Consider the following 17,763-nt stretch of genomic DNA (forward strand, 5'->3'; position numbering starts at 1 on the left):
TAGGCGCCGCGGATCCGGTCGAGCCACGTCTCATTCCGGGGACGTCACGCGCCGCCACCGGGGACTTTCCCGGCCCGGCCACCGGCGGCGACAATGCGGCCACGACGACGAGGAGGCAGGCCAGGTGGGTGGATACACCTCCAGGTACGACACGAACCCGCTGCCGGACAGCGACGGCGGCGACGCCGGCGGCGTGACGCCGGGCGCGCAGGCGCACCACCTCCAGATGAACTGGCGGACCCCGCAACCACCAGGCGCGGACGGGCCGGGCGGTGGCGGCGGCCAGCCCGCGGTCGACAAGTCCCGACACTGGCCCGGGTACGTGTCGGTGGACACCAACGACATGCGTGCCGGCTTGCAGACCCAGCTCGACACCGCGGACGCGGTGGTGACCGTCTACAACGCCCTGTGGCCGGTGTCCGAGCAGGTCTACGACGACCCGATGTGGGGCCAGTACGAGACGCAGACGGCGTCGCAGTCGAACAGTTCGGTGTTCGGCGGGCCCAGCACCAGCCCGTACTACACGTACACGGCGAAGGCTAAGGCGATGCAGCAGGCACTGCCGTCGATCCTGGCGATGCAGCGGGCGGCCCTGGAGGCGACCGCCGGCATGGTGACGGCCAGCGGCGGGCTCATCCAGCTCATCAACGACGCGTCCTACGCGTACGACGAGATGGACCGGCAGTCGGCGTTCCCGGACAAGCAGGCGACCCGGTCCGACGGCTCCGGGTCGGGCGGTTCCGGGCCGTTGCCGTGGGATCCGTTGAACGGGCCCGACCCCGCGGACCAGATCGGCACGGGCATGCCCAGGTAGGTGCCGACGCGGCGTGCCCCGGGGACGCGCCGCGTCGACGTCACAGCGCCGGTATGTCCACCGTGGACAGTGCCATCAGGTCGTCCGGCGACGGGGCGGACATCTCCGCCACGCGCTGCGCCTGCCGCTCCGTCATCTCCTGGAACACCTGCCGCGCCGCCCGCCCGTTCCCGAACCGCGCATCCCTTGGTACCAGGGCGAAGTAGCCGGCGAGCGCGTCCCGCAGGGCGCCGTCCACCGTGTACTGGTGCCGGCGTGCCTGGTCGGCGACGATCTCGACCAGTTCGTCGGCGGTGTAGTCGTCGAACGCCAGCGTGCGGGTGAACCGCGACGCGAGGCCGGGGTTGGCGGCGACGAACCGGCCCATCTGGTCCGGGTAGCCGGCGACGATCACGACGACCTCGTCCCGGTGGTCCTCCATCAGCTTCACCAGCGCGGCGATGGCCTCCTGGCCGAAGTCCCCGGCCTGCCCGTCCGGTACCAGCGCGTACGCCTCGTCGACGAACAGCACGCCACCCAGCGCGCGCCGGAACACGGCGGTGGTCTTCGGCGCGGTGTGCCCCACGTACTCGCCGATCAGGTCGCCGCGGTCCGCCTCGACGAGGTGGCCGGACGGGAGCAGGCCGAGTGCGGCGAGGATCCGGCCGTACAGCCGGGCGACGGTCGTCTTGCCGGTGCCCGGGTTCCCGGCGAACACCAGGTGCCGGGACAGCGGCGGCGGGTGCAGCCCCGCCCGCTCCCGCTGCCTTACCAGCCTCATCACGTTCACCAGCCGGGACACGTCCTGTTTGACCCGCACCAGGCCGATCAGCTCGGTGAGTTCGGCGAGCACCGTGTCGAGGTCCTCGGCGTCGTGCGCCGGCGTACCGGCGGGTTCGACGGCGGCGGTTCCGGAGAGCACGGCGCGGCGGGCCAGGGCCCGCTCCGGCAGGTCGTCGGCGGCCACGCCGCTCGACCGGCAGTCGGTGAACGTGGCGCCCGCGGTGTCGGCCAGTACCACGCCGCGGTCGGTGTCGTGCAGATGCAGCCGGTGGAACGCGGTGTCGGCGCCGTCGGCGACGTACAGGGCGGGGTAGCCGGCGGCGGACACGGCGCAGTCGTCGAACCGGCCGTGGGCGCGTTCGGCCAGGTACACGCCGTTCCGGCCGCTGCCGGCCACGGTCGTGCCGAGCACGGTCGGCGTGCCCTCCGCGCCGACGGCGATGCCGGTACCGCCGGTGTCGGTGACCGAGCAGCCGTCCAGCAGCGCGGCGGCCCCGGCACCGAGGCGTACGCCGACGTCGGCGCTGGCGCGGACACCGCAGCGCAGCAACGCGACCGCGGCACCGTCCGCGACGTGTACGCCCGTCTGCCGGGACTCCGCGACCGTGCTGTCCGCGACCAGCGGCCGGTGCCGGCTGTCCACGGAGACGCCGACGCCGCAGCCGGTCACCGTGCAACGGCGCGCGGTCAGGTCGCCCCGGTCGGCGATCCCGAAACCGGTCATCGCCGCGGCGGTCACCCGCACGTCCGCCGCGTCGCACAGTCCCAGCTCGACCACCCGCATCCCGTACTCCGGGGTGTCGCGCAGCAGGCCGCGGCGCACGGTGAGGTGCGCGCGACCGCCGACGTGCACCGCGCTGAACCCGGTGCCCGAAACGTCCACATCGGACAGTCGTACGGTGGCGTCGTCGCGGGCGAGGACACCGTTGGCCGCCGCGCCGTCGACGCTCAGCCGGTCCGCCGTCAGGTGCGCCCCGTCACGCACCACCACGGCGGAGCTGCCGGCCGTACCGACCGCGCACGACTCCATCCGCAGCCGCGCGCGATCCGTTGCCAGGACGCCGATCCCGCCCGGTTCCGCCACCCGGACCGAGCGCAGCGTGGCCGTCGCCGCACCGGAAGCGGCGACCCCGCATCCGGCCGGGCGTACCAGCGCGCACCGGTCGAGCAGCGTGCCACCGGTCCCGGCCGCGGCGGCGTCGTCCGGGCCGGCGAGGCGGACCGCGTCGGCCCCCGCGTCGGCGAACCACCCACCGCGTACGGTCGGCGCCGCCCGGTCGTGCACCGCGAACCCGGCGCCCGCCGGGCGGATCACCCGGCAGTCCTCGAACAGGCCGGCGGCGGCGTCGGACACCACGATCCCGGCACCGCCGGCCCGCGACACCGCGCAGGCACGTACCTGCGGGGCGGCGTCGCCCGACACCGCGATCCCGCCGCCCGGCGCGTCCTCGACCGTGCAGTCGACCAGGGTGGCGCGGCTCGCGTCGGCCAGGACGATCCCGGCGCCGATCACGCGGCAGTCCCGCAGCGTCGGCGCGGCGTCGCCGGAAACCGTGACGGCACCGTGGATCTCGGCGCCGTGCAGCGTCGGCGTGCCGCGGTCCACGACCACGGCCGTACCGCCACCGGCGGCCAGCACCGTGATCCCGCGTACGGTCGCGGCGGCGGTGACACGCAACGCCGGCCCCTCGGGCGACACGAGCCGGGTGGTACCGGGTCCGTCCTCGGCGACCAGCGTCACCGGACGGTCCAGTACCAGCCGCTCCACGTACTCGCCGGGGTGAACCGAGACGGTCGCGCCCGGTGCGGCGGCACGGATCGCGGCGCCGATCGTGCGGTGGCCGCCCCAGCCTCGCGGCGACACCCGCAGCAGGCCGGGCCTCACTGACCGCAGGTCACCCGCGCCGCCGACGCGGCCAGGTGCGCGTAGGTGTGGGCGTGGTCGTTGTAGTCGATACCGCGGTTGAGCAGCCGGATGCCGATCACGCCGGTCGACACCCGGTAGCTGCCGGCGACCTGCCAGCTGCCCTCGTTGTGCACCTGGTCCACGTCGACCTGCTGGAGCGTCGGGCTGTCGGGGGTGGTGCCCGCCTGGATCCGGTAATGCGCGCGGGCGCTCGCCACGTCCCGCCACCGGCTCGACGTCGGCACGTACATCTCGACGCGGCAGCTGCGCGCGCCGGCCGGCACCCGGAACCCCCACACCACGTACGCCGTGGGGTCGTCCTTCTCGGCGTCGCCGGACATCGGCACGTCGGTGAACGACCCGGGGCACCCGGCGCCGGTCCAGCCACCGGACCCGACCGTGTACCACCCGCTCTCGCCGTCGCTGTACCGCCCGTGCTCGGTGTACGTGGCGCCGTCGCTCGCGCAGCCCGGCGCGGCCACCGCCTGGTACTCCCCCGGGTGGCGGCTGGCGTCCTTCGTCCGCGCCGTCGGGTGCGCCGACGATCGCGTCGCCGGCTGCGCCGCCCCCTCCCCGCCGGTACGTGCCGGTGGGGCGCCCCGGGTCCGCGACGGTGCCGCACTCGGCGCGCCGCTCGTAGGGCGCGCCGTCTGCTGGTCCGCCGCGGTCGTGGGGCGGGACCTCGGGCGCGACAGCAGCGCACCGCTCACCACGACCACCGCCAGCGCCAGCACCACGACCAGCGCGCCGACGGCCACCTTCGCGCCGGCCCGACCGCCCTGCTCGCGCCCCACGGTGCGGACGAACGCGCCGACGAACCCGGCCCGCGCCCCCGTACCGCCGGGCTCGCCGTCCGGCCCGCCCGCCGGGCCACCGTCCACATCGGACGGAGTACGTGCCGGGCCGCCCTCGGCACCGGGATCCGGCCCCGCGCCAACCGGCCTCGACCGCGCGGCGTCCGGCACCGTCCCGGGCGGTGCCGCGTCGGGATCCGTTGGCGTGTCGGGTGATCGTGGGGTCACGGGTCGGGCGGCGGTCGGCTCGTCGCCGGCGTCGGGCAGGGTCGGCCAGCCGTCACCGGACCGCGCCGAGGAGGCGCCACCGCCGGACGTCGGTCGGGTGGCATCGGGCATCGGACCGTCCTCCTGGGGTCGTACGGGAACGCTTCTCAGGTGTGGTCGGCGAGCAGGGCACGCATCTGCTCGGCCGCCGGTACGAGGCGCCGCTCCTGCGCGGCACCGGCCCGGTCCTCGGCGTCGCGTACCACCCGCAGGACCTGTGCGGCGAGCGCGCCGGCGTCCTGCTCCAGCGCGGCGGGTTCGATGACCAGGCCGACCAGCCGACCCCGGCGTACGGTCGCCCGGACCGCGCCGTCCGGGGACGCGGACGTCAGTTCCGCGTCCTCGATCTCGGCCGTCGCATCGGCCAGGTCGTCGCGGATCCGGCCGATCCGGTCGGCGAGCGCCGCGAGGTCCGGCATCGGGTTCTGTGCCACACCGTCTCCCTCGTCCTGGCCGCCGCCGGGGACCTCGTGATCGGGTGCGGCGCACCGACGGCCCCGCCAATCTCGGCGGTCCGCGCCGTCCTGTCTACCGGCCACGCCCGGCCCGCGGGAACGTTCCCGTTCGGGGACACCACGTACCGGCAGAACCGGCAGAACCACTTCCGCCGGTGTCCTCGCCTGGCCTTACCCGGCGGTACGCCGTTGGCTGTGCGCATGAGCGTCACCCAGCTCCCGTACGCGCGGCCGACCGCTGCCGGCCGTGTCCTGCCGTCAGTCGCCGTGATCTGTCGCAACCAGGTGGTCCGCGGCGGCCTCGAACGCCTCGTCGCCGACTCACCCGACGTCGCGTTCTGCTGCGCGGTCACCGAAGCCGCCGAGCTGACCGTGCGCCGGGCCCGCCCCGACCTGCTCCTACTCGACGCGTACCCGGTGCGGGGGGCGGTGGGCGACCCGCTGCCGGCGGTACCGGTGGGTGGTCGGGCCCTGGTGCTGTGCCCGCCGGACACGCGCGTGGACCTGGCGGCGGGACTGCGCGCCGGGGTCCACGCGTACCTGACGCGGGACGCGGAGGCCGACGAGATGCTGACCGCGCTGCGGATCGTCGCCGCCGGCGGCGCGTACGTGTGCGCGGAGCTGGCGCCGTCCCTGCGCACCCCGACGGAACCGGTGACGGAACGGCGCCCACGGCTGGCGAGCCGGGAGATCGAGACGCTGCGCTGGGTCGCGCAGGGCTACACGCACGGGCAGATCGGCCGCCGGATGGGCCTCACCGAGGCCACCGTCAACACGTACGTGAAGCGGATCCGCAGCAAGCTCAACGCGGGCAACAAGGCCGAACTGACCCGCCGTGCCATCGAACTCGGCTACGTCCTATCGAGCTAGCAGGGTCGGTCGCCGCCGGCGGCACACCCGGCGGCGACCGACACGCCGGATCAGGCCGATCCGGTGCAACCACCACGGATGGTGCGGCGGAGCCAGGCAGGGCCAACGCCCGCCGACGCCTCCCGCGGTGCGCCCGCACAGCACGGGTCGGGGAAGCGCGGCGAGGTGGTCGCCGTGTGACGCGGGCCGGTCAGAACGGGGCGGTGGAGTCCCCGGCGAGCAGTTGCTGCGGCACCTGGGTGAACGCGTAGCCGCCGTCGGCCGGCGCGAACACCCAGACCATGTCGTACCGGTCGTCGGGCCACGAGGACGGTGGCGCCGGCGTGACCGTACCGAGGGCGGCGGCGATGGCCGGGATCTCCTCGTGCTGCCACGACACCAGGACCGCGCCGCTCAGCGTGGTCAGCTCGGCCGCCAGGTCCTTCTCGTCACCCTTCGCGTACGTGGTGGTCAGGGTCAGGCCCGTCCGTTCGGCCAGCGGCGTGACCGTCTGGCTGGGCCGCAGCGCGGAGTCCTTGCCCGGCTGGGCGGCGTAGATCGCGGTCGGCCGCAGCAGACCCGGCCGTACGTCGGTGCCGGTGGGCGCGAACAGCTCGGCCAGCGCGCCAGCCCGCAGCCATCCCCGTACGGTCAGCGCGCTGTCGTCGCTGTTCCCGTTCGGCAGGACGCCGTGCGGCGCGCCGGAGTCCGGCGGCTTCTCCGCGTGCCGGATGACCATGATGGTGGCGCCCGCCGCGGTGGCCTGCGCGGGTGCCGCCGCCGGGCCGGCCACGCCGAGCGTTCCGGCTGCCGCACCGGTCAGCGCGACCCGCAGGACGTCTCGTCGGGTGGGTCGTCCCGATGTCATCGCGTCACCTCCGTATCGACGGATCACCACCTTATGTCGTATTCGCCCGGCCCGGGGGGCGGCACCGGCCGGCCCGCACCGCCGCCGGCCCGGGGCATCGGTGAGGATCACCGCATGGTCGAGGCGCTCACGCGGTACCGCTCGGTGGTGCGGCATCCGACGCTGCGGCGGCTGCTGCCCGGCGTACTGGTGTCGGCGCTCGGCGACGGGATGAGCATCGTCGCGATCGCCTGGCTGGCCGTACAGCTCGCGCCGGTGGCGCAGCGCGGCGTGTGGACGGGGCTGGCGGTCGCGGCGTACGCGCTGCCCGGCACCCTCGGCGCCGCCGTACTCGGCCCGCTGGTGCGCAACCTCGGTGCCGCCCGCCTCGTCGCCGCCGACGCCGTACTGCGGGCCGCGCTGCTGGGCGCCGTCCCCGTCCTGTACGCGGTCGGGCACCTCTCCCCCGCCGGCTACGTCGCGCTGCTCGCCGGCTCGTCGCTGCTGCACGCGTGGGGCGGGGCCGGGACGTACACGCTGGTGGCCGAGGCGTTGCCGGAACGGGACCGGATCACCGGCAACGCGCTGCTGGCCACGTGCGCGCAGGCCGCGACGATCGTCGGCCCGGCGCTGGCCGGCGGACTCACCGCACTGGCCGGCCCAGCGGCGGTGATCGGCGTCGACGCGCTGAGCTTCGCCGTCCTCGCCGCCACCTGCCTGTGGCTCGCCCGTACGCTGCCCAGCCCGGTCCGGCAGCCCGAACGTACCGGCGCGCTGCGGACGATCCTCGCCCGCCCGTCGCTGCTCGCCCTGATCGCCGTCACCTGCCTCTTCTACGTCCTGTACGGCCCGGTCGAGGTCGCGCTCCCGGTGCACGTCGCCGACGAGCTGCACGCCTCGGCCTCCGTACTCGGGCTGTACTTCGTGGTGTTCGGGGCGGGCGCGGCCGTCGGCGGGCTGTGCGCCGGGCTGCTCCAGAACCGTCCACTGTGGCTGGTGATCGGCGCGGTCGTGACGGGCTGGGGTCTCGCGCTGCTGCCCAGCGGGCTGACCGACGCGCTCGTACCGGGGCTGGTCGGGTTCGGTGTCGGCGGCGTCGTCTACGGGCCGTTCTCCGCGCTGAGCAACGGACTCATGCAGCAGACGAGCCCGCCCGGATCCCTCAGCCGGGTACTCGCGGTCCGCAACGCGCTCGTCGTACCGTCGGCGTCGCTCGGCACCGCGCTCGGCGGGCCGCTGGTCGGCGCGGTCGGCGGCCGGCAGACGCTGCTGGCGTCGTCGGTCGCCACGATCGCGCTGGGTGTCGCGCTGCTCGCCGCGGCCCTGCTGCGCCGCCGTACCGGCTGATGCGTCACTGCGCGAGCGCGCCGACCAGTGCGGCGCAGGCGAGGGCCAGGAACCCCGCAGGGAAGCCGATCGAGCGCAGTACGCGGGCGCGCAGGTGCGCCACGACGGCGCCGACGAAGAACAGGACGAGGCCGACGGCCGCCGCGACACCGAGCGGCCGCACGCCCAGCAGGCCGGTCACCAGGCCCGCCGCGCCGGCGATCTTCGCAAGCCCCAACCAGATCAGCCACGTCGGCGGTACGCCCACCGCCGCGCAGTTGCCGAGGACGAAACGGGCGCGCGCCAGGTCGGCGACGCCGACGGCGGCGTTCGCCACGACCGCGACGAACGTGACGGCCAGGTACGCGATGGTCATGGTCTCTCCGTAGGACGTGTCGGTGTGCTCCTTCCCCTTGACGGCCGGGCGGGGCCGAAGGTGACCGCGCCGCGCCCGGTAGGTTGGCGCGGAGGTCCGCGCCGGCGTACGGCGTGGTGGGGTTCGGGACGGGACGGCACATGGACGTGGACTCGTTCGGGGGCGGCGGCGACGGCCTGCCGCGGCTCGACGCGTACCCGGTGGCGGCGGACGCGCCGGCGCCGGCGGTGCTGGTGCTGCCCGGCGGCGGCTACCACACGCACGCGGCGCACGAGGCGGAACCGGTGGCGGAATGGCTCAACGGGTTGGGCATCGCCGCGTTCGTGCTGCGGTACCGGATGGCGCCGCACCGGTTCCCGGCGCCGTTGGAGGACGCGCTCGCCGCGCTGCGCCACATCCGGCAGAACGCTCCACAGTGGACGGTCGATCCGGCGCGCGTCGGCGTACTCGGGTTCTCGGCCGGCGGACACCTCGCCGGCCTGCTCGCCACCGAACCCGGTACCCCGCCGGCGCTCGCCGTCCTCTGCTACCCGGTGACGATGCTGTACGGGCCGACGCGGCACGAGGGGTCGGCCGGCAACCTGCTCGGCGCCGACGCCACCGACGAGCGGCGCCGCGCCCTGTCGACGCCGCACCGGGTCGACGACCACACCCCGCCGACGTTCGTCTGGCACACCGCCGACGACCCGGTGGTACCGGTGCGCGGCTCGCTGTTGCTGGCCGGCGCGCTCGACGCGCACGGCGTGCCCTTCGAACTGCACGTGTACCCGCACGGCCGGCACGGGCTGGGGCTGACCGGCGACTGGCTCGCCGCGTGCGCGACCTTCTTGCGTACCAACGGTTTCGGCCCGGCGGGGCTCACGTCGCCGGGGTGACCGGGCCGGTCTCGTACGCGGCGGTCACGGGCTGGGCGGGGTCCCGGGCGTCGGGCGTGGTGCCCGGCCGGCCCGGCGTGCGTCGTGCCGGCCGACCCGCGCAGCCACCCCCGGGAGCTGGCGACCCGTACGGGCGGGCGGCGTCCGATACCGTGGCCGGCACCAGGAAACATCGGAGGAACGTGGTGGGTCTGCGACGCAAGCACGTGACGATCGCCGAGGTCGCCGCGCGCGCCGGGGTGAGCCCCACGACCGTCTCGCACGTGCTGAGCGGCCGGCGGCACGTGGCCGAGGCGACCCGCGCCCAGGTGCTCGCCGTCGTCGAGGAGCTCCAGTACCGGCCGAACGAACTGGCCCGCAGCATGGTGACCCAACGGACGAGCACCATCGCCCTGATCATCCCGGACATCACGAACCCGTTCTACCCGGCCGTCGCCCGCGGCCTCCAGGACGTCCTCACCCCCGCCGGGTACTACGGGATCGTGTGCAACACCGACGGCGATCCGGCCATCGAACGGCGCACCGTGGAGCAGATGGTGCACCGCCGCGTCGACGGCATCGGCTTCGCCGGGTACTACCAGCACCAGAGCACCGTGGCGCCGGCGCTCGCCGCGGGCATCCCGGTGGTGCTGTTCGGCAGCCGGGACGCCCGCCGCGGCATCGACGCGGTCACCGCGAACGACCTCGGCGGCGCCGAGAGCGCCACGCGCTACCTGCTCGACCGCGGGTACGAGCGGATCGGGTTCGTGACCGGGCCGGCCGGCGACGGGCCGCCCGCGCTGCGCGTCACCGGGTACCGCCGGGCGTTGCGTGCCGCGGGCCGCCGACCCGACCCGAAACTGGTGGTACGGGCGCCGTTCAGCCGGGACGGCGGCGCCGCGGGCATGGCTGAACTGCTCGCCCTGCCCCGACCGCCACGGGCCGTGCTGTGTACCAACGACGTCGTCGCGATCGGCGCGATGGACGAGGCGCGCCGGCGCGGGCTGCGGATCCCGGAGGACGTGGCGGTGGTCGGCTTCGACGACATCGACGCGGCGTCGCTGGCGTACCCGGCGCTGTCGACCGTGGCGGTACCGGCGCGGGAGGAGGGCCGGGCGTGCGGTCGGCTGCTGCTGCACCGGCTCACCGACGAGCCGCAGCAACCACCGCAGGCGGTCAGCTTCGACTGCACGCTCGTGCCCCGCGACTCCGCCTGACCCGCGTACGGGATTCCTTGCCGGGCAAGGGATCCCGGCGTCCGGTTCGGGGCGCGAGGGGTGACGCGGCCGGGTGTGCAGGTGCTGCCCGCACCCGGTCGCATCACTCCGGCACCGCCGCGTACGGGTCAGGCCGCGCTCACCACGCGACCCGTACGTAGCAGGTGGTGGTGGGGGCGGCGGCGTTGATGGCGGCGGAGTCGCTGTCGCCGTCGGCGAGCGGTACCGAGACGACGCCGGGCGACGTCCAGTCCAGGTCCGTACCGGCGCCGAGGATGCTGACGCGGCGGACGGTCGCCCCGGACGGTACCGAGTCGAACGTGACGGTCACGCTCGACGGCGCCGCGCCGTGCGCCACGTGCAGGGCGAGAACGACCGCGGTGTCCCCGACGGCGAACCCTTCGGCGGACGACTGGTCGGTGGCGAGGTCGAACGGCAGCACCGGGTCGGTGCGGAACGCGGTGAACGGGGTGACGTCGGTGCCGGGCAGCAGCCCGGACAGCGTCTGCACCGACGCCCCGTGCGCCGTCGGCGCCGAGCCGCCCCACAGGCAGTTCTCGGGGGTGCCGGCCCAGGCGAACCAGAACAGCTTGTGGTGGTCGGGATCGGTGGCGAGGCCGTGGTCGAGCGCCCACCGGAACACCCGCGGGTACGACCGGCTGACCAGGCTCGTGTCGGAGGTCCAGCCGATCTCGGTCTGCCAGATCGGCGGATCCGGGTACTCGGCGGGCGCGGCGGCGTGCAGCGTCTCCATGTCCTTCGGCTGGTAGTAGTGCATGTCGAACACGTCGACGTCACCCCACGCGTCGTACCGGTCGAGCGTGGCGATGTAGTTGTCGACGCCGCCGATGGCCGCCCAGCCGCCGTACACGACCTTCGCCCCGTCGTACGAGCGGATCACGCGGGCGGCCGGCCGGTGCACGGTGTCGAGGTAGTCCTTGAGCCCGCCGTACCAGAAGCCGCCGCCGAGCCACGCCTCGTTCCAGACCTGGAAGTAGCGGACGCCGACGGAGTGCAGCGCGCCGACGATCGCGTCGACGTACGCGGTCCACTCGTCGACGCTGCGCGGCGGCGTGGACGACCGGCTGATGTCCTCCTCCGTCGAGGACACCGGCGTACCGGTGGCGGTGTCGGTGACCGTGACGAGCCGGTGCAGCGCGTCGTCGGTGGAGCTGAGCACCGGCCCCACCGCGTACGTGTTCGGCCCGAACTCGAACGTGTACGGGTCGGTCCGCACCGCCCACGGCGCCGTGGAGTCCAGGATCGGCAGGACGGTCACGCCCGCGGCGGCGGCGTCCGTCCACTTCTTCGTCAACGCGTCCAGGTACTCCTGCCCGATCGGCGCGTCGGTCGGCTGCGCCGCGCTCCAGAACACGTCGGTACGGTCCCAGGCCATGCCGCCGATCGTGGGTACGCCGGTCGTCGTGTCGCTGCCCTGGCAGGTGCCGACGAACCGGGCGAACGTGCCCGCCGCCGCGGCACCGCCCTCCTCGTACGTGCGTTGCGCGCGGGCCGCGGCGGGCCGGCCGACGCCGCCGGCGAGTACCGGGAGAGCCACCGCCGCCGCGCCGACGGTACGCAGCAGGGTGCGCCGGGAGGTCGGGCCGGTCATCTGCGCACCACCACGTAGAACGTTCTGACCTCGGCGTTGCCGTTCGTCGCGCGCGCGTCGTCCGCGGCGTCCCGGACCGGTACCAGGACCGTGGCGGCGCGGCCGTCGGAACCCGGCGCCCAGTCGAGCCGCTGGCTGTTGCCGTAGATGTCGACCCGGCTGACGGTCGCCGAGGTCGCGACCCCGGGGAACGACACGGACACCGTGTGGTCGAACTGGTTGAGGTGCAGCGCGGTCAGCCCGGACGAGAAGTCCCAGTAGATGTTGGACGGGCCCTGCCGGGCCAGGTGCACGGCCAGCACGATCGTGTCGTCCCCGACCTGGAACGCCTCGGCGGCCGAGGCCCGCTCGTCGAGCTGCGGCGACAGCGCCGGCGACGTCCTGAACCGCCCGTACGTGCGCACGTCGGTGCCGCCGAGCAGGGTGCCGAGCGTCTGGAGGCACCGGCCGATCGGGCTCAGCTCGTCGCTGCTGAGCACGCACATGTCGTACGACGGGTCGTTCGGGTCGTTGTAGGCGTGCCAGGCGAACCAGAACAGCTTGAACCGGTCCGGGTCGTCGGCCAGCCCGTTGCTCAGCGCCCAGTGGAACGCCTTCGCGTACGTGTTCGGGACGAACGCGGTCTGGTTCGTGTAGCCGATCTCGTCCTGCCAGACGGCGATGTCGCGCCGCCGGTGCCGGGACTCGGTGAGTACGTGATCCATTGCGGGCAGCGGGTTGTAGTGCATGTCCATCACGTCGACGGACCACCAGGCGTCGTGCCGGTCGAGCAGGTCCAGCCACTCGTTCACGTTCACGCCGCACACCCAGCCGCCGTACACGACCTTCGCTCCGTACTTCTGGATGATCTTCGCGGCGGGCAGGTGGATGGTCGTCAGGTAGTCGTCGAGCCCGCCGTACCAGAAGCCGGAGTCCCAGTGCGCCTCGTTCCAGATCTCGAAGTACCGGACGTCGTAGGGCGCCCGGGTCAGCTCCGACACGACCTTCTCGACGTACGCCTCCCAGTCGGCCACGTCCGCCGGCGGGCACTTCGACTTGTCGATCGTCTGTACCGCGTCGGTGACGGTCGCGCCGGTCGCCGTGTCCACGATCGTCACGCGCCGGTCGAAGGCGTTCGTGGTCTCGCTGACCACCGGCCCGATCGTGTACGACCGACCGCCCTCCTCCCAGCTGTACGCGTCGCGCCGGACCGCCCAGTTCGCGGTGTAGTCGAGGATCGGCAGCACGTTCGCGCCGGCCGACTGCACCTTCGCCACCATCGCCTGGTACGAGTCCAGGTACGCGGGGTCGAACGCGCCCTTCGTGGGCTCGACGCCGCTCCAGTACACGTCCTCGCGGGTCCAGCTCATCCCGCCGACGAGCGGCCGGTCGGCGATGGCGCCGCCGGCCTGGCAGGTACCGAGGAAGTTGCCGAACAGCGACGCCGGTGCGGCCGCCGCGGACGGTTCGGTGACCGCGGGTGCGGCCGCGGCCGGCGCCGACAGCCGTGCGGTGACCGCGGCGGCGGCTCCGATCGCGGCGGCGCCGGCGAACAGGCGGCGTCTCGACAGGTTCGGCGCGTCGCCGGGGTTTGCGCTGGATGCCATGGCTACTCCAGACATGAGTGGGTACGGGACGGCCGCGGTCGGGTACGCGTCGACGGGGCGGATGCCGGGGCTGCGGGTGTCGACCGGTCTGCGGCACTCGGCGGCGAGGCCGGTCGGCTGTCGACCGAAGGGTGGCCGGACGGCCGTGAGGAGGTGCAAACCGTATTGCACCCCCGAATCGGCTGTCAACAGACTCCAGTGGAAGTACCCACCCACACGTGGGCCGAAGTACCCAGGGGCGACGTTCCGGCCAGTGGTCGATGCCGGCCGATTCCTTGACATCCCGGCAACGGCGGAGAAAGCTCGGCGCGACAAGTGCTGCAAATCGTTTTGTACATGCAGATTCCCGGCCGTCGCGCGGTTCCGGTCACCGGGAGCACGGGCGGAGAGGACACGCGTGTCACGGACGGTACTGGTGACCGGCGCCGCCGGCCTGATCGGCCGCGCGGTGGTGGATCTGTTGCGCCGCAACGATGTCCGGGTGACGGCGCTGGACCGTACGGGGGACGTGGCCGGCGCGGACCGGGTCGTCGTCGGTGACGCGACCGACCCCGTGGCGGTACGCGCGGCGCTGTCCGGCGCGGACGGCGTGGTGCACCTGGCGGCGATCCCGGCGCCCGTACTCGGCACCGCGGTCGACGTGTACGCCGGGAACAGCCGGGCCACGTTCGTCGTACTGGACGCGGCGGCGGAGGCCGGCGTGCGGCGGGCGGTGATCGCGTCCAGCTACTCGATCCTCGGCCTGGCGTGGGGCCCGGACACGCTGCGCCCGGCGTACGTGCCGGTCGACGAGGCGAGCCCGTTGCAGGTCGCCGATCCGTACGCGCTGTCCAAGCAGGCGGACGAGGCGACGGCGGCCATGATGCACCGCCGGTACGGTATGACCGTGACCGCGCTGCGCTTCCCGTACGTGGGCGACGTGGCGGACCGGCTGCCGAAACGTGCCGCGGAACTGGCCGCGGACCCGGCGGTGGGCCGCGCCGAGCTCTGGTCGTACCTCGACGTGCGGGACGCCGCGGCCGCGTGCTGGGCCGGGCTGACCGCTGCCCCGCCCGGCAGTCACCCGCTGTTCGTGGCCGCGCCGGACACGCTCGCGCCGTACCCGACGCGCGCGCTGCTGGACGCGTACCTGCCGGACGTGCCGCGCCGGGCCGAGTTCCCGGGGCGGACGGTGCCGATCGACGTGTCGGCCGCCCGGCGCGTACTCGGCTGGCGGGCGCGGCACCCGTGGCCGCTCGAATCCCGAGACCTGGAGGCACCGTGACCGTCCCCCTGCCCGAGGCCCAGCCGCCGTGGCAGTCCCGAGACACGTTGCGCATCACCGGACTGCGCGCCGTCGTGACCGCGCCGGAGGGCATCCCGCTGGTGGTCGTGCGGCTCGACACCTCCGAGCCCGGCCTGTACGGGCTGGGCTGCGCGACGTTCACCCAGCGGTACGCGGCGGTCGTCGCGGCGCTGGAGACGCACGTGGCGCCGCTGGTCGTCGGGCGCCACCCGGCCGACATCGGCGACATCACCCGCCTCACCCACTTCTCCTCGTACTGGCGGGAGGGGCCGGTACTCAACAACGCGCTGTCCGGTGTGGACATGGCGTTGTGGGACATCGCCGGCAAGCGCGCCGGCATGCCCGTGTACGAGCTGCTCGGTGGACGCCTGCGCGGCGGCGTGCCGGTGTACACGCACGCGTCGGCCGCGACGGTCGAGGAGACGCTGGCGCAGGCGCGCGGCTTCGTCGACGAGGGCTACCGGTACGTGCGGCTGCAGGTCGGTCAGCCCGGCATCGGCACGTACGGTGCGCCGGGGCGGCGGGGCGGCTACCCGCGCTCGCCGTACCCGGACGGGTGGGACGTCAACGCCTACCTGGCGACGACGCCGGAGCTGTTCCGGGCGGCGCGCGCGGAGCTGGGCACCGAGATCGAGCTGCTGCACGACGTGCACAGCCGCCTCACCCCCAAGCAGGCCGTACTGCTGGCGCGGTCGCTGGAGCCGTACCGGCTGTTCTTCCTGGAGGACGTGATCGCGCCGGAGGACTACGAACGGCTGCCCGAGGTACGCGCCGCGTCGCCGGTGCCGATCGCCGTCGGCGAGCTGCTGTCCTCCGTACCGGACGCGGCCCGGCTCGTCCTCCGCGGCGGCGTGGACCTGCTGCGGCTGCACGTCTCGGCGATCGGCGGGCTCACGCCGGCGCGCAAGCTCGCCGACCTGTGCGAGTTCACCGGGACGCGGACGGCCTTCCACTCCCCCGGCGACGTGTCGCCGGTCGGCGTCGCCGCCAACCTGGCCGTCGACGTGACGACCCCCGCGTTCGGCATCCAGGAGAGCCACACGTACGCGGAGCCCGTGCACGAGGTCTTCCCCGGTACTCCGGTGGTCGTGGACGGGCACCTGTGGCCCTCCGACGAGCCCGGCTGGGGCGTCGACCTGAACGAGGAGGCCGCCGCGAAGTACCCGCCGACCACGCACCTGCACGAGCGCTGGGCCACCGGCGTACGTCGGCCGGACGGGTCGATCGAGGCACCTTAGCGCGCCCACCGGCCACCGGCGCGGTCGGGCCTTCACCCCCGACCTCAAGGCCGGAACACTGGCCCGCATCCCGGTAGCACGAACGCCGGCCACCGGGCTGCCGAGGCGCTGCGGCGTACCGTCGATCGGGTCGTCGCGCACCGGACGGCCGGCACCTCGACCGCATGGCCGGCGGCGCGGGATTCGTTGCGGCACAACGGTCACAGCTCGGTCAGAGCCCGGTCCCGGCGAACGTGTCGCAGTCGTCGGGCCGGCCGCTGGTGAAGCCGGTGGTGAGCCACTGCCGGCGCTGCGCGGCGGAACCGTGCGTCCACTCGTCGGGGCGTACCTTGCCGGTCGTGACGTGCTGCCGGAAGTCGTCGGCGATGACGGTCGCGGCGTGCAGCGCGTCGTCCAGATCGCTGCGGCTGACCAGGTCCCGGGCGTACGTGGCGTGGATCCAGACGCCGGCGTAGCAGTCGGCCTGGAGTTCCAGGCGTACCGACAGCGCGTTGGACTCCGACGGGTGGGCCTGCTGCGCGGCGCGCACCCGGGCGAGCGTGCCGAGCAGGTTCTGCACGTGGTGACCCATCTCGTGCCCCACCACGTACGCCGGCGGAAGGCCACCCTGCACGCCGAACTTCTGCTGCAGCACCGTGAAGAACGACAGGTCGAGGTACACGCCGCGGTCGGCCGGGCAGTAGAACGGGCCGGTGTCGCTGCTCGCGGGGCCGCAGCCGGTGTCCACCCCGGTGGTGAAGAACGTCAACGTCGCGTCGTGGTACGTCAGGTCGGAGTTGGCGAAGATCTGCGTCCACATCGCCTGCGCGTCGTGGAACACGTCGGTGAGCAGCTCGCGGCGGCCGGCGTCCGTCGACGCCTGCGGGAACGTCGGCGCGGCGCTCGGTTCCGGTGCGGCGGCGAGGTGCGGGGCGCCGCTGGCGGTCGGCGACGGGCGGGGGCTCGCGTGGTCCCCCGAGCCGGAACCGTTGCTGCAGGCGGCAACCGCGAGCAGGACCAGCAGCGCCAGTACGGCGACGGCGCGGGTCGGGTGACGTGCCGTACGCGGCGGGTGTGGGTCGGGTGGCGGCATCGGGTCCTCCTGTCGACCGCGGGTCGGAGCGAAGACGCCCAGGGAACCGAGGATCGTGCCGCGTCCGACGTGGCGCCCCGCGTACCGGGAGCACACGGCGGCGCCGGCGAGCACCTGCGGCTTCGCGAGAAACGCCGGAGGGGATCCCGCGCTCACCGGACCCCGCCCACCCGTGCCAGGCATACCGGTCCTCAGCCTTCCGCGTCCGCCACCGGACCGGGCCACGACAGCTCGTCGTACGGCGGGGCACCGGATCTCGCCTCGCGCGTCACGGCCCAGCCGGACGGGTTCGGTCGCCTCCGTTCGGCACTGCGGCCACCGTGACGCACCGGCGGATGGCGTGCCCGGCCCGCCGTCACCCACCCCGTTCGCCGGTGGGATCTCCCGAAGGTCCGTTCCGAGGGTAGACCAGCCGAGTGGCCGCGGTGGCGGGTTCGCCGAACACGTGCGCCGGTACGTCCGGTGGGTCCGGGCCGCGGCCCGCGATCTCCTCGTACCCGGGC

15 protein-coding genes are annotated in these 17,763 nt (G+C 74.3%); 7 read left to right on the forward strand and 8 right to left on the reverse strand.

All coding sequences use genetic code 11. From position 1 onward, the window contains the following. Window positions 1–124 precede the first annotated feature (124 nt). A complete protein-coding gene (locus tag Aru02nite_RS31440) occupies window positions 125–814 on the forward strand; it encodes a hypothetical protein (RefSeq protein WP_203663780.1) in 690 nt (229 codons plus the stop codon). A gap of 40 nt (window positions 815–854) precedes the next feature. On the opposite strand, the gene Aru02nite_RS31445 is transcribed toward Aru02nite_RS31440, so the two are convergent. From Aru02nite_RS31445 to Aru02nite_RS31455, 3 genes are read right to left on the reverse strand one after another with little or no spacing between them, the layout of a single operon-like run. Next, on the reverse strand, window positions 855–3,461 hold the full coding sequence (locus Aru02nite_RS31445) for a right-handed parallel beta-helix repeat-containing protein (protein WP_203663782.1): 2,607 nt from the start codon (window positions 3,459–3,461) through the stop codon (window positions 855–857). Beyond that, window positions 3,458–4,615, reverse strand: a complete 1,158-nt coding sequence (locus Aru02nite_RS31450; protein ID WP_203663784.1) for a hypothetical protein — start codon at window positions 4,613–4,615, stop codon at window positions 3,458–3,460. The genes Aru02nite_RS31445 and Aru02nite_RS31450 overlap by 4 nt, the downstream gene beginning before the upstream one ends. Window positions 4,616–4,650: 35 nt before the next feature. After that, entirely contained in the window at window positions 4,651–4,977 is a 327-nt protein-coding gene (locus tag Aru02nite_RS31455) for a YbaB/EbfC family nucleoid-associated protein (protein WP_203663785.1), read from the reverse strand. Window positions 4,978–5,199: 222 nt separating this feature from the next. On the opposite strand from Aru02nite_RS31455, the gene Aru02nite_RS31460 reads away from it, so the two are divergent. After that, a complete protein-coding gene (locus Aru02nite_RS31460) occupies window positions 5,200–5,868 on the forward strand; it encodes a LuxR C-terminal-related transcriptional regulator (protein ID WP_203663786.1) in 669 nt (222 codons plus the stop codon). Window positions 5,869–6,058: 190 nt separating this feature from the next. Here the strand turns inward: Aru02nite_RS31460 and Aru02nite_RS31465 are convergent, their stop codons facing one another. Further along, entirely contained in the window at window positions 6,059–6,715 is a 657-nt protein-coding gene (locus Aru02nite_RS31465) for a hypothetical protein (RefSeq protein WP_203663787.1), read from the reverse strand. Between the two features lie 114 nt (window positions 6,716–6,829). Here Aru02nite_RS31465 and Aru02nite_RS31470 point away from each other — a divergent pair, with 114 nt between their 5' ends. After that, the gene (locus Aru02nite_RS31470) at window positions 6,830–8,041 is read left to right on the forward strand and encodes an MFS transporter (RefSeq protein WP_203663788.1); all 1,212 of its coding nucleotides are present in this window, start codon (window positions 6,830–6,832) and stop codon (window positions 8,039–8,041) included. Between the two features lie 4 nt (window positions 8,042–8,045). Here Aru02nite_RS31470 and Aru02nite_RS31475 read toward each other — a convergent pair whose 3' ends face one another. Beyond that, window positions 8,046–8,396: a DoxX family protein gene (locus Aru02nite_RS31475; RefSeq protein ID WP_203663789.1), complete on the reverse strand. Its 351-nt coding sequence runs from the start codon at window positions 8,394–8,396 to the stop codon at window positions 8,046–8,048. Between the two features lie 140 nt (window positions 8,397–8,536). On the opposite strand from Aru02nite_RS31475, the gene Aru02nite_RS31480 reads away from it, so the two are divergent. After that, window positions 8,537–9,271, forward strand: coding sequence for an alpha/beta hydrolase (locus Aru02nite_RS31480; RefSeq protein WP_203663791.1), 735 nt, complete (start codon window positions 8,537–8,539; stop codon window positions 9,269–9,271). 185 nt (window positions 9,272–9,456) lie between these two features. Beyond that, window positions 9,457–10,467, forward strand: a complete 1,011-nt coding sequence (locus Aru02nite_RS31485; protein ID WP_203663793.1) for a LacI family DNA-binding transcriptional regulator — start codon at window positions 9,457–9,459, stop codon at window positions 10,465–10,467. A 139-nt stretch (window positions 10,468–10,606) separates the two neighbouring features. On the opposite strand, the gene Aru02nite_RS31490 is transcribed toward Aru02nite_RS31485, so the two are convergent. Both Aru02nite_RS31490 and Aru02nite_RS31495 read right to left on the reverse strand, forming a co-directional pair. Then, the gene (locus tag Aru02nite_RS31490) at window positions 10,607–12,079 is read right to left on the reverse strand and encodes a hypothetical protein (RefSeq protein WP_203663795.1); all 1,473 of its coding nucleotides are present in this window, start codon (window positions 12,077–12,079) and stop codon (window positions 10,607–10,609) included. Continuing rightward, window positions 12,076–13,665, reverse strand: a complete 1,590-nt coding sequence (locus Aru02nite_RS31495) for a hypothetical protein (RefSeq protein WP_203663797.1) — start codon at window positions 13,663–13,665, stop codon at window positions 12,076–12,078. The genes Aru02nite_RS31490 and Aru02nite_RS31495 overlap by 4 nt, the downstream gene beginning before the upstream one ends. A 397-nt stretch (window positions 13,666–14,062) precedes the next feature. Between Aru02nite_RS31495 and Aru02nite_RS31500 the strand changes: the two genes are divergently transcribed. Together Aru02nite_RS31500 and Aru02nite_RS31505 are read left to right on the forward strand one after the other, a co-directional pair. Then, a complete protein-coding gene (locus Aru02nite_RS31500) occupies window positions 14,063–14,929 on the forward strand; it encodes an NAD-dependent epimerase/dehydratase family protein (protein WP_239077073.1) in 867 nt (288 codons plus the stop codon). Next, window positions 14,926–16,188 carry an enolase C-terminal domain-like protein gene (locus Aru02nite_RS31505; RefSeq protein WP_239077074.1) on the forward strand — a complete coding sequence of 421 codons (1,263 nt, stop codon included), beginning with the start codon at window positions 14,926–14,928 and terminating at the stop codon, window positions 16,186–16,188. Before Aru02nite_RS31500 ends, Aru02nite_RS31505 begins: the two co-directional genes overlap by 4 nt. Window positions 16,189–16,399: 211 nt before the next feature. Here Aru02nite_RS31505 and ypfJ read toward each other — a convergent pair whose 3' ends face one another. Further along, the gene (gene ypfJ, locus Aru02nite_RS31510) at window positions 16,400–17,260 is read right to left on the reverse strand and encodes a KPN_02809 family neutral zinc metallopeptidase (protein ID WP_203663799.1); all 861 of its coding nucleotides are present in this window, start codon (window positions 17,258–17,260) and stop codon (window positions 16,400–16,402) included. Between the last annotated feature and the right edge of the window lie 503 nt (window positions 17,261–17,763).

It is taken from the genome of Actinocatenispora rupis (assembly GCF_016861975.1).
GTDB lineage: Bacteria > Actinomycetota > Actinomycetes > Mycobacteriales > Micromonosporaceae > Actinocatenispora > Actinocatenispora rupis.

What these genes read in the sequence shown, in the direction of transcription:
- Aru02nite_RS31470 (WP_203663788.1), top strand. Translation starts at nt 6,830, where the DNA reads ATGGTCGAGGCGCTCACGCGGTACCGCTCGGTGGTGCGGCATCCGACG.
- ypfJ (WP_203663799.1), bottom strand. Translation starts at nt 17,260, where the DNA reads ATGCCGCCACCCGACCCACACCCGCCGCGTACGGCACGTCACCCGACC.
- Aru02nite_RS31460 (WP_203663786.1), top strand. Translation starts at nt 5,200, where the DNA reads ATGAGCGTCACCCAGCTCCCGTACGCGCGGCCGACCGCTGCCGGCCGT.
- Aru02nite_RS31475 (WP_203663789.1), bottom strand. Translation starts at nt 8,396, where the DNA reads ATGACCATCGCGTACCTGGCCGTCACGTTCGTCGCGGTCGTGGCGAAC.
- Aru02nite_RS31495 (WP_203663797.1), bottom strand. Translation starts at nt 13,665, where the DNA reads ATGGCATCCAGCGCAAACCCCGGCGACGCGCCGAACCTGTCGAGACGC.
- Aru02nite_RS31480 (WP_203663791.1), top strand. Translation starts at nt 8,537, where the DNA reads ATGGACGTGGACTCGTTCGGGGGCGGCGGCGACGGCCTGCCGCGGCTC.
- Aru02nite_RS31465 (WP_203663787.1), bottom strand. Translation starts at nt 6,715, where the DNA reads ATGACATCGGGACGACCCACCCGACGAGACGTCCTGCGGGTCGCGCTG.
- Aru02nite_RS31450 (WP_203663784.1), bottom strand. Translation starts at nt 4,615, where the DNA reads ATGCCCGATGCCACCCGACCGACGTCCGGCGGTGGCGCCTCCTCGGCG.
- Aru02nite_RS31490 (WP_203663795.1), bottom strand. Translation starts at nt 12,079, where the DNA reads ATGACCGGCCCGACCTCCCGGCGCACCCTGCTGCGTACCGTCGGCGCG.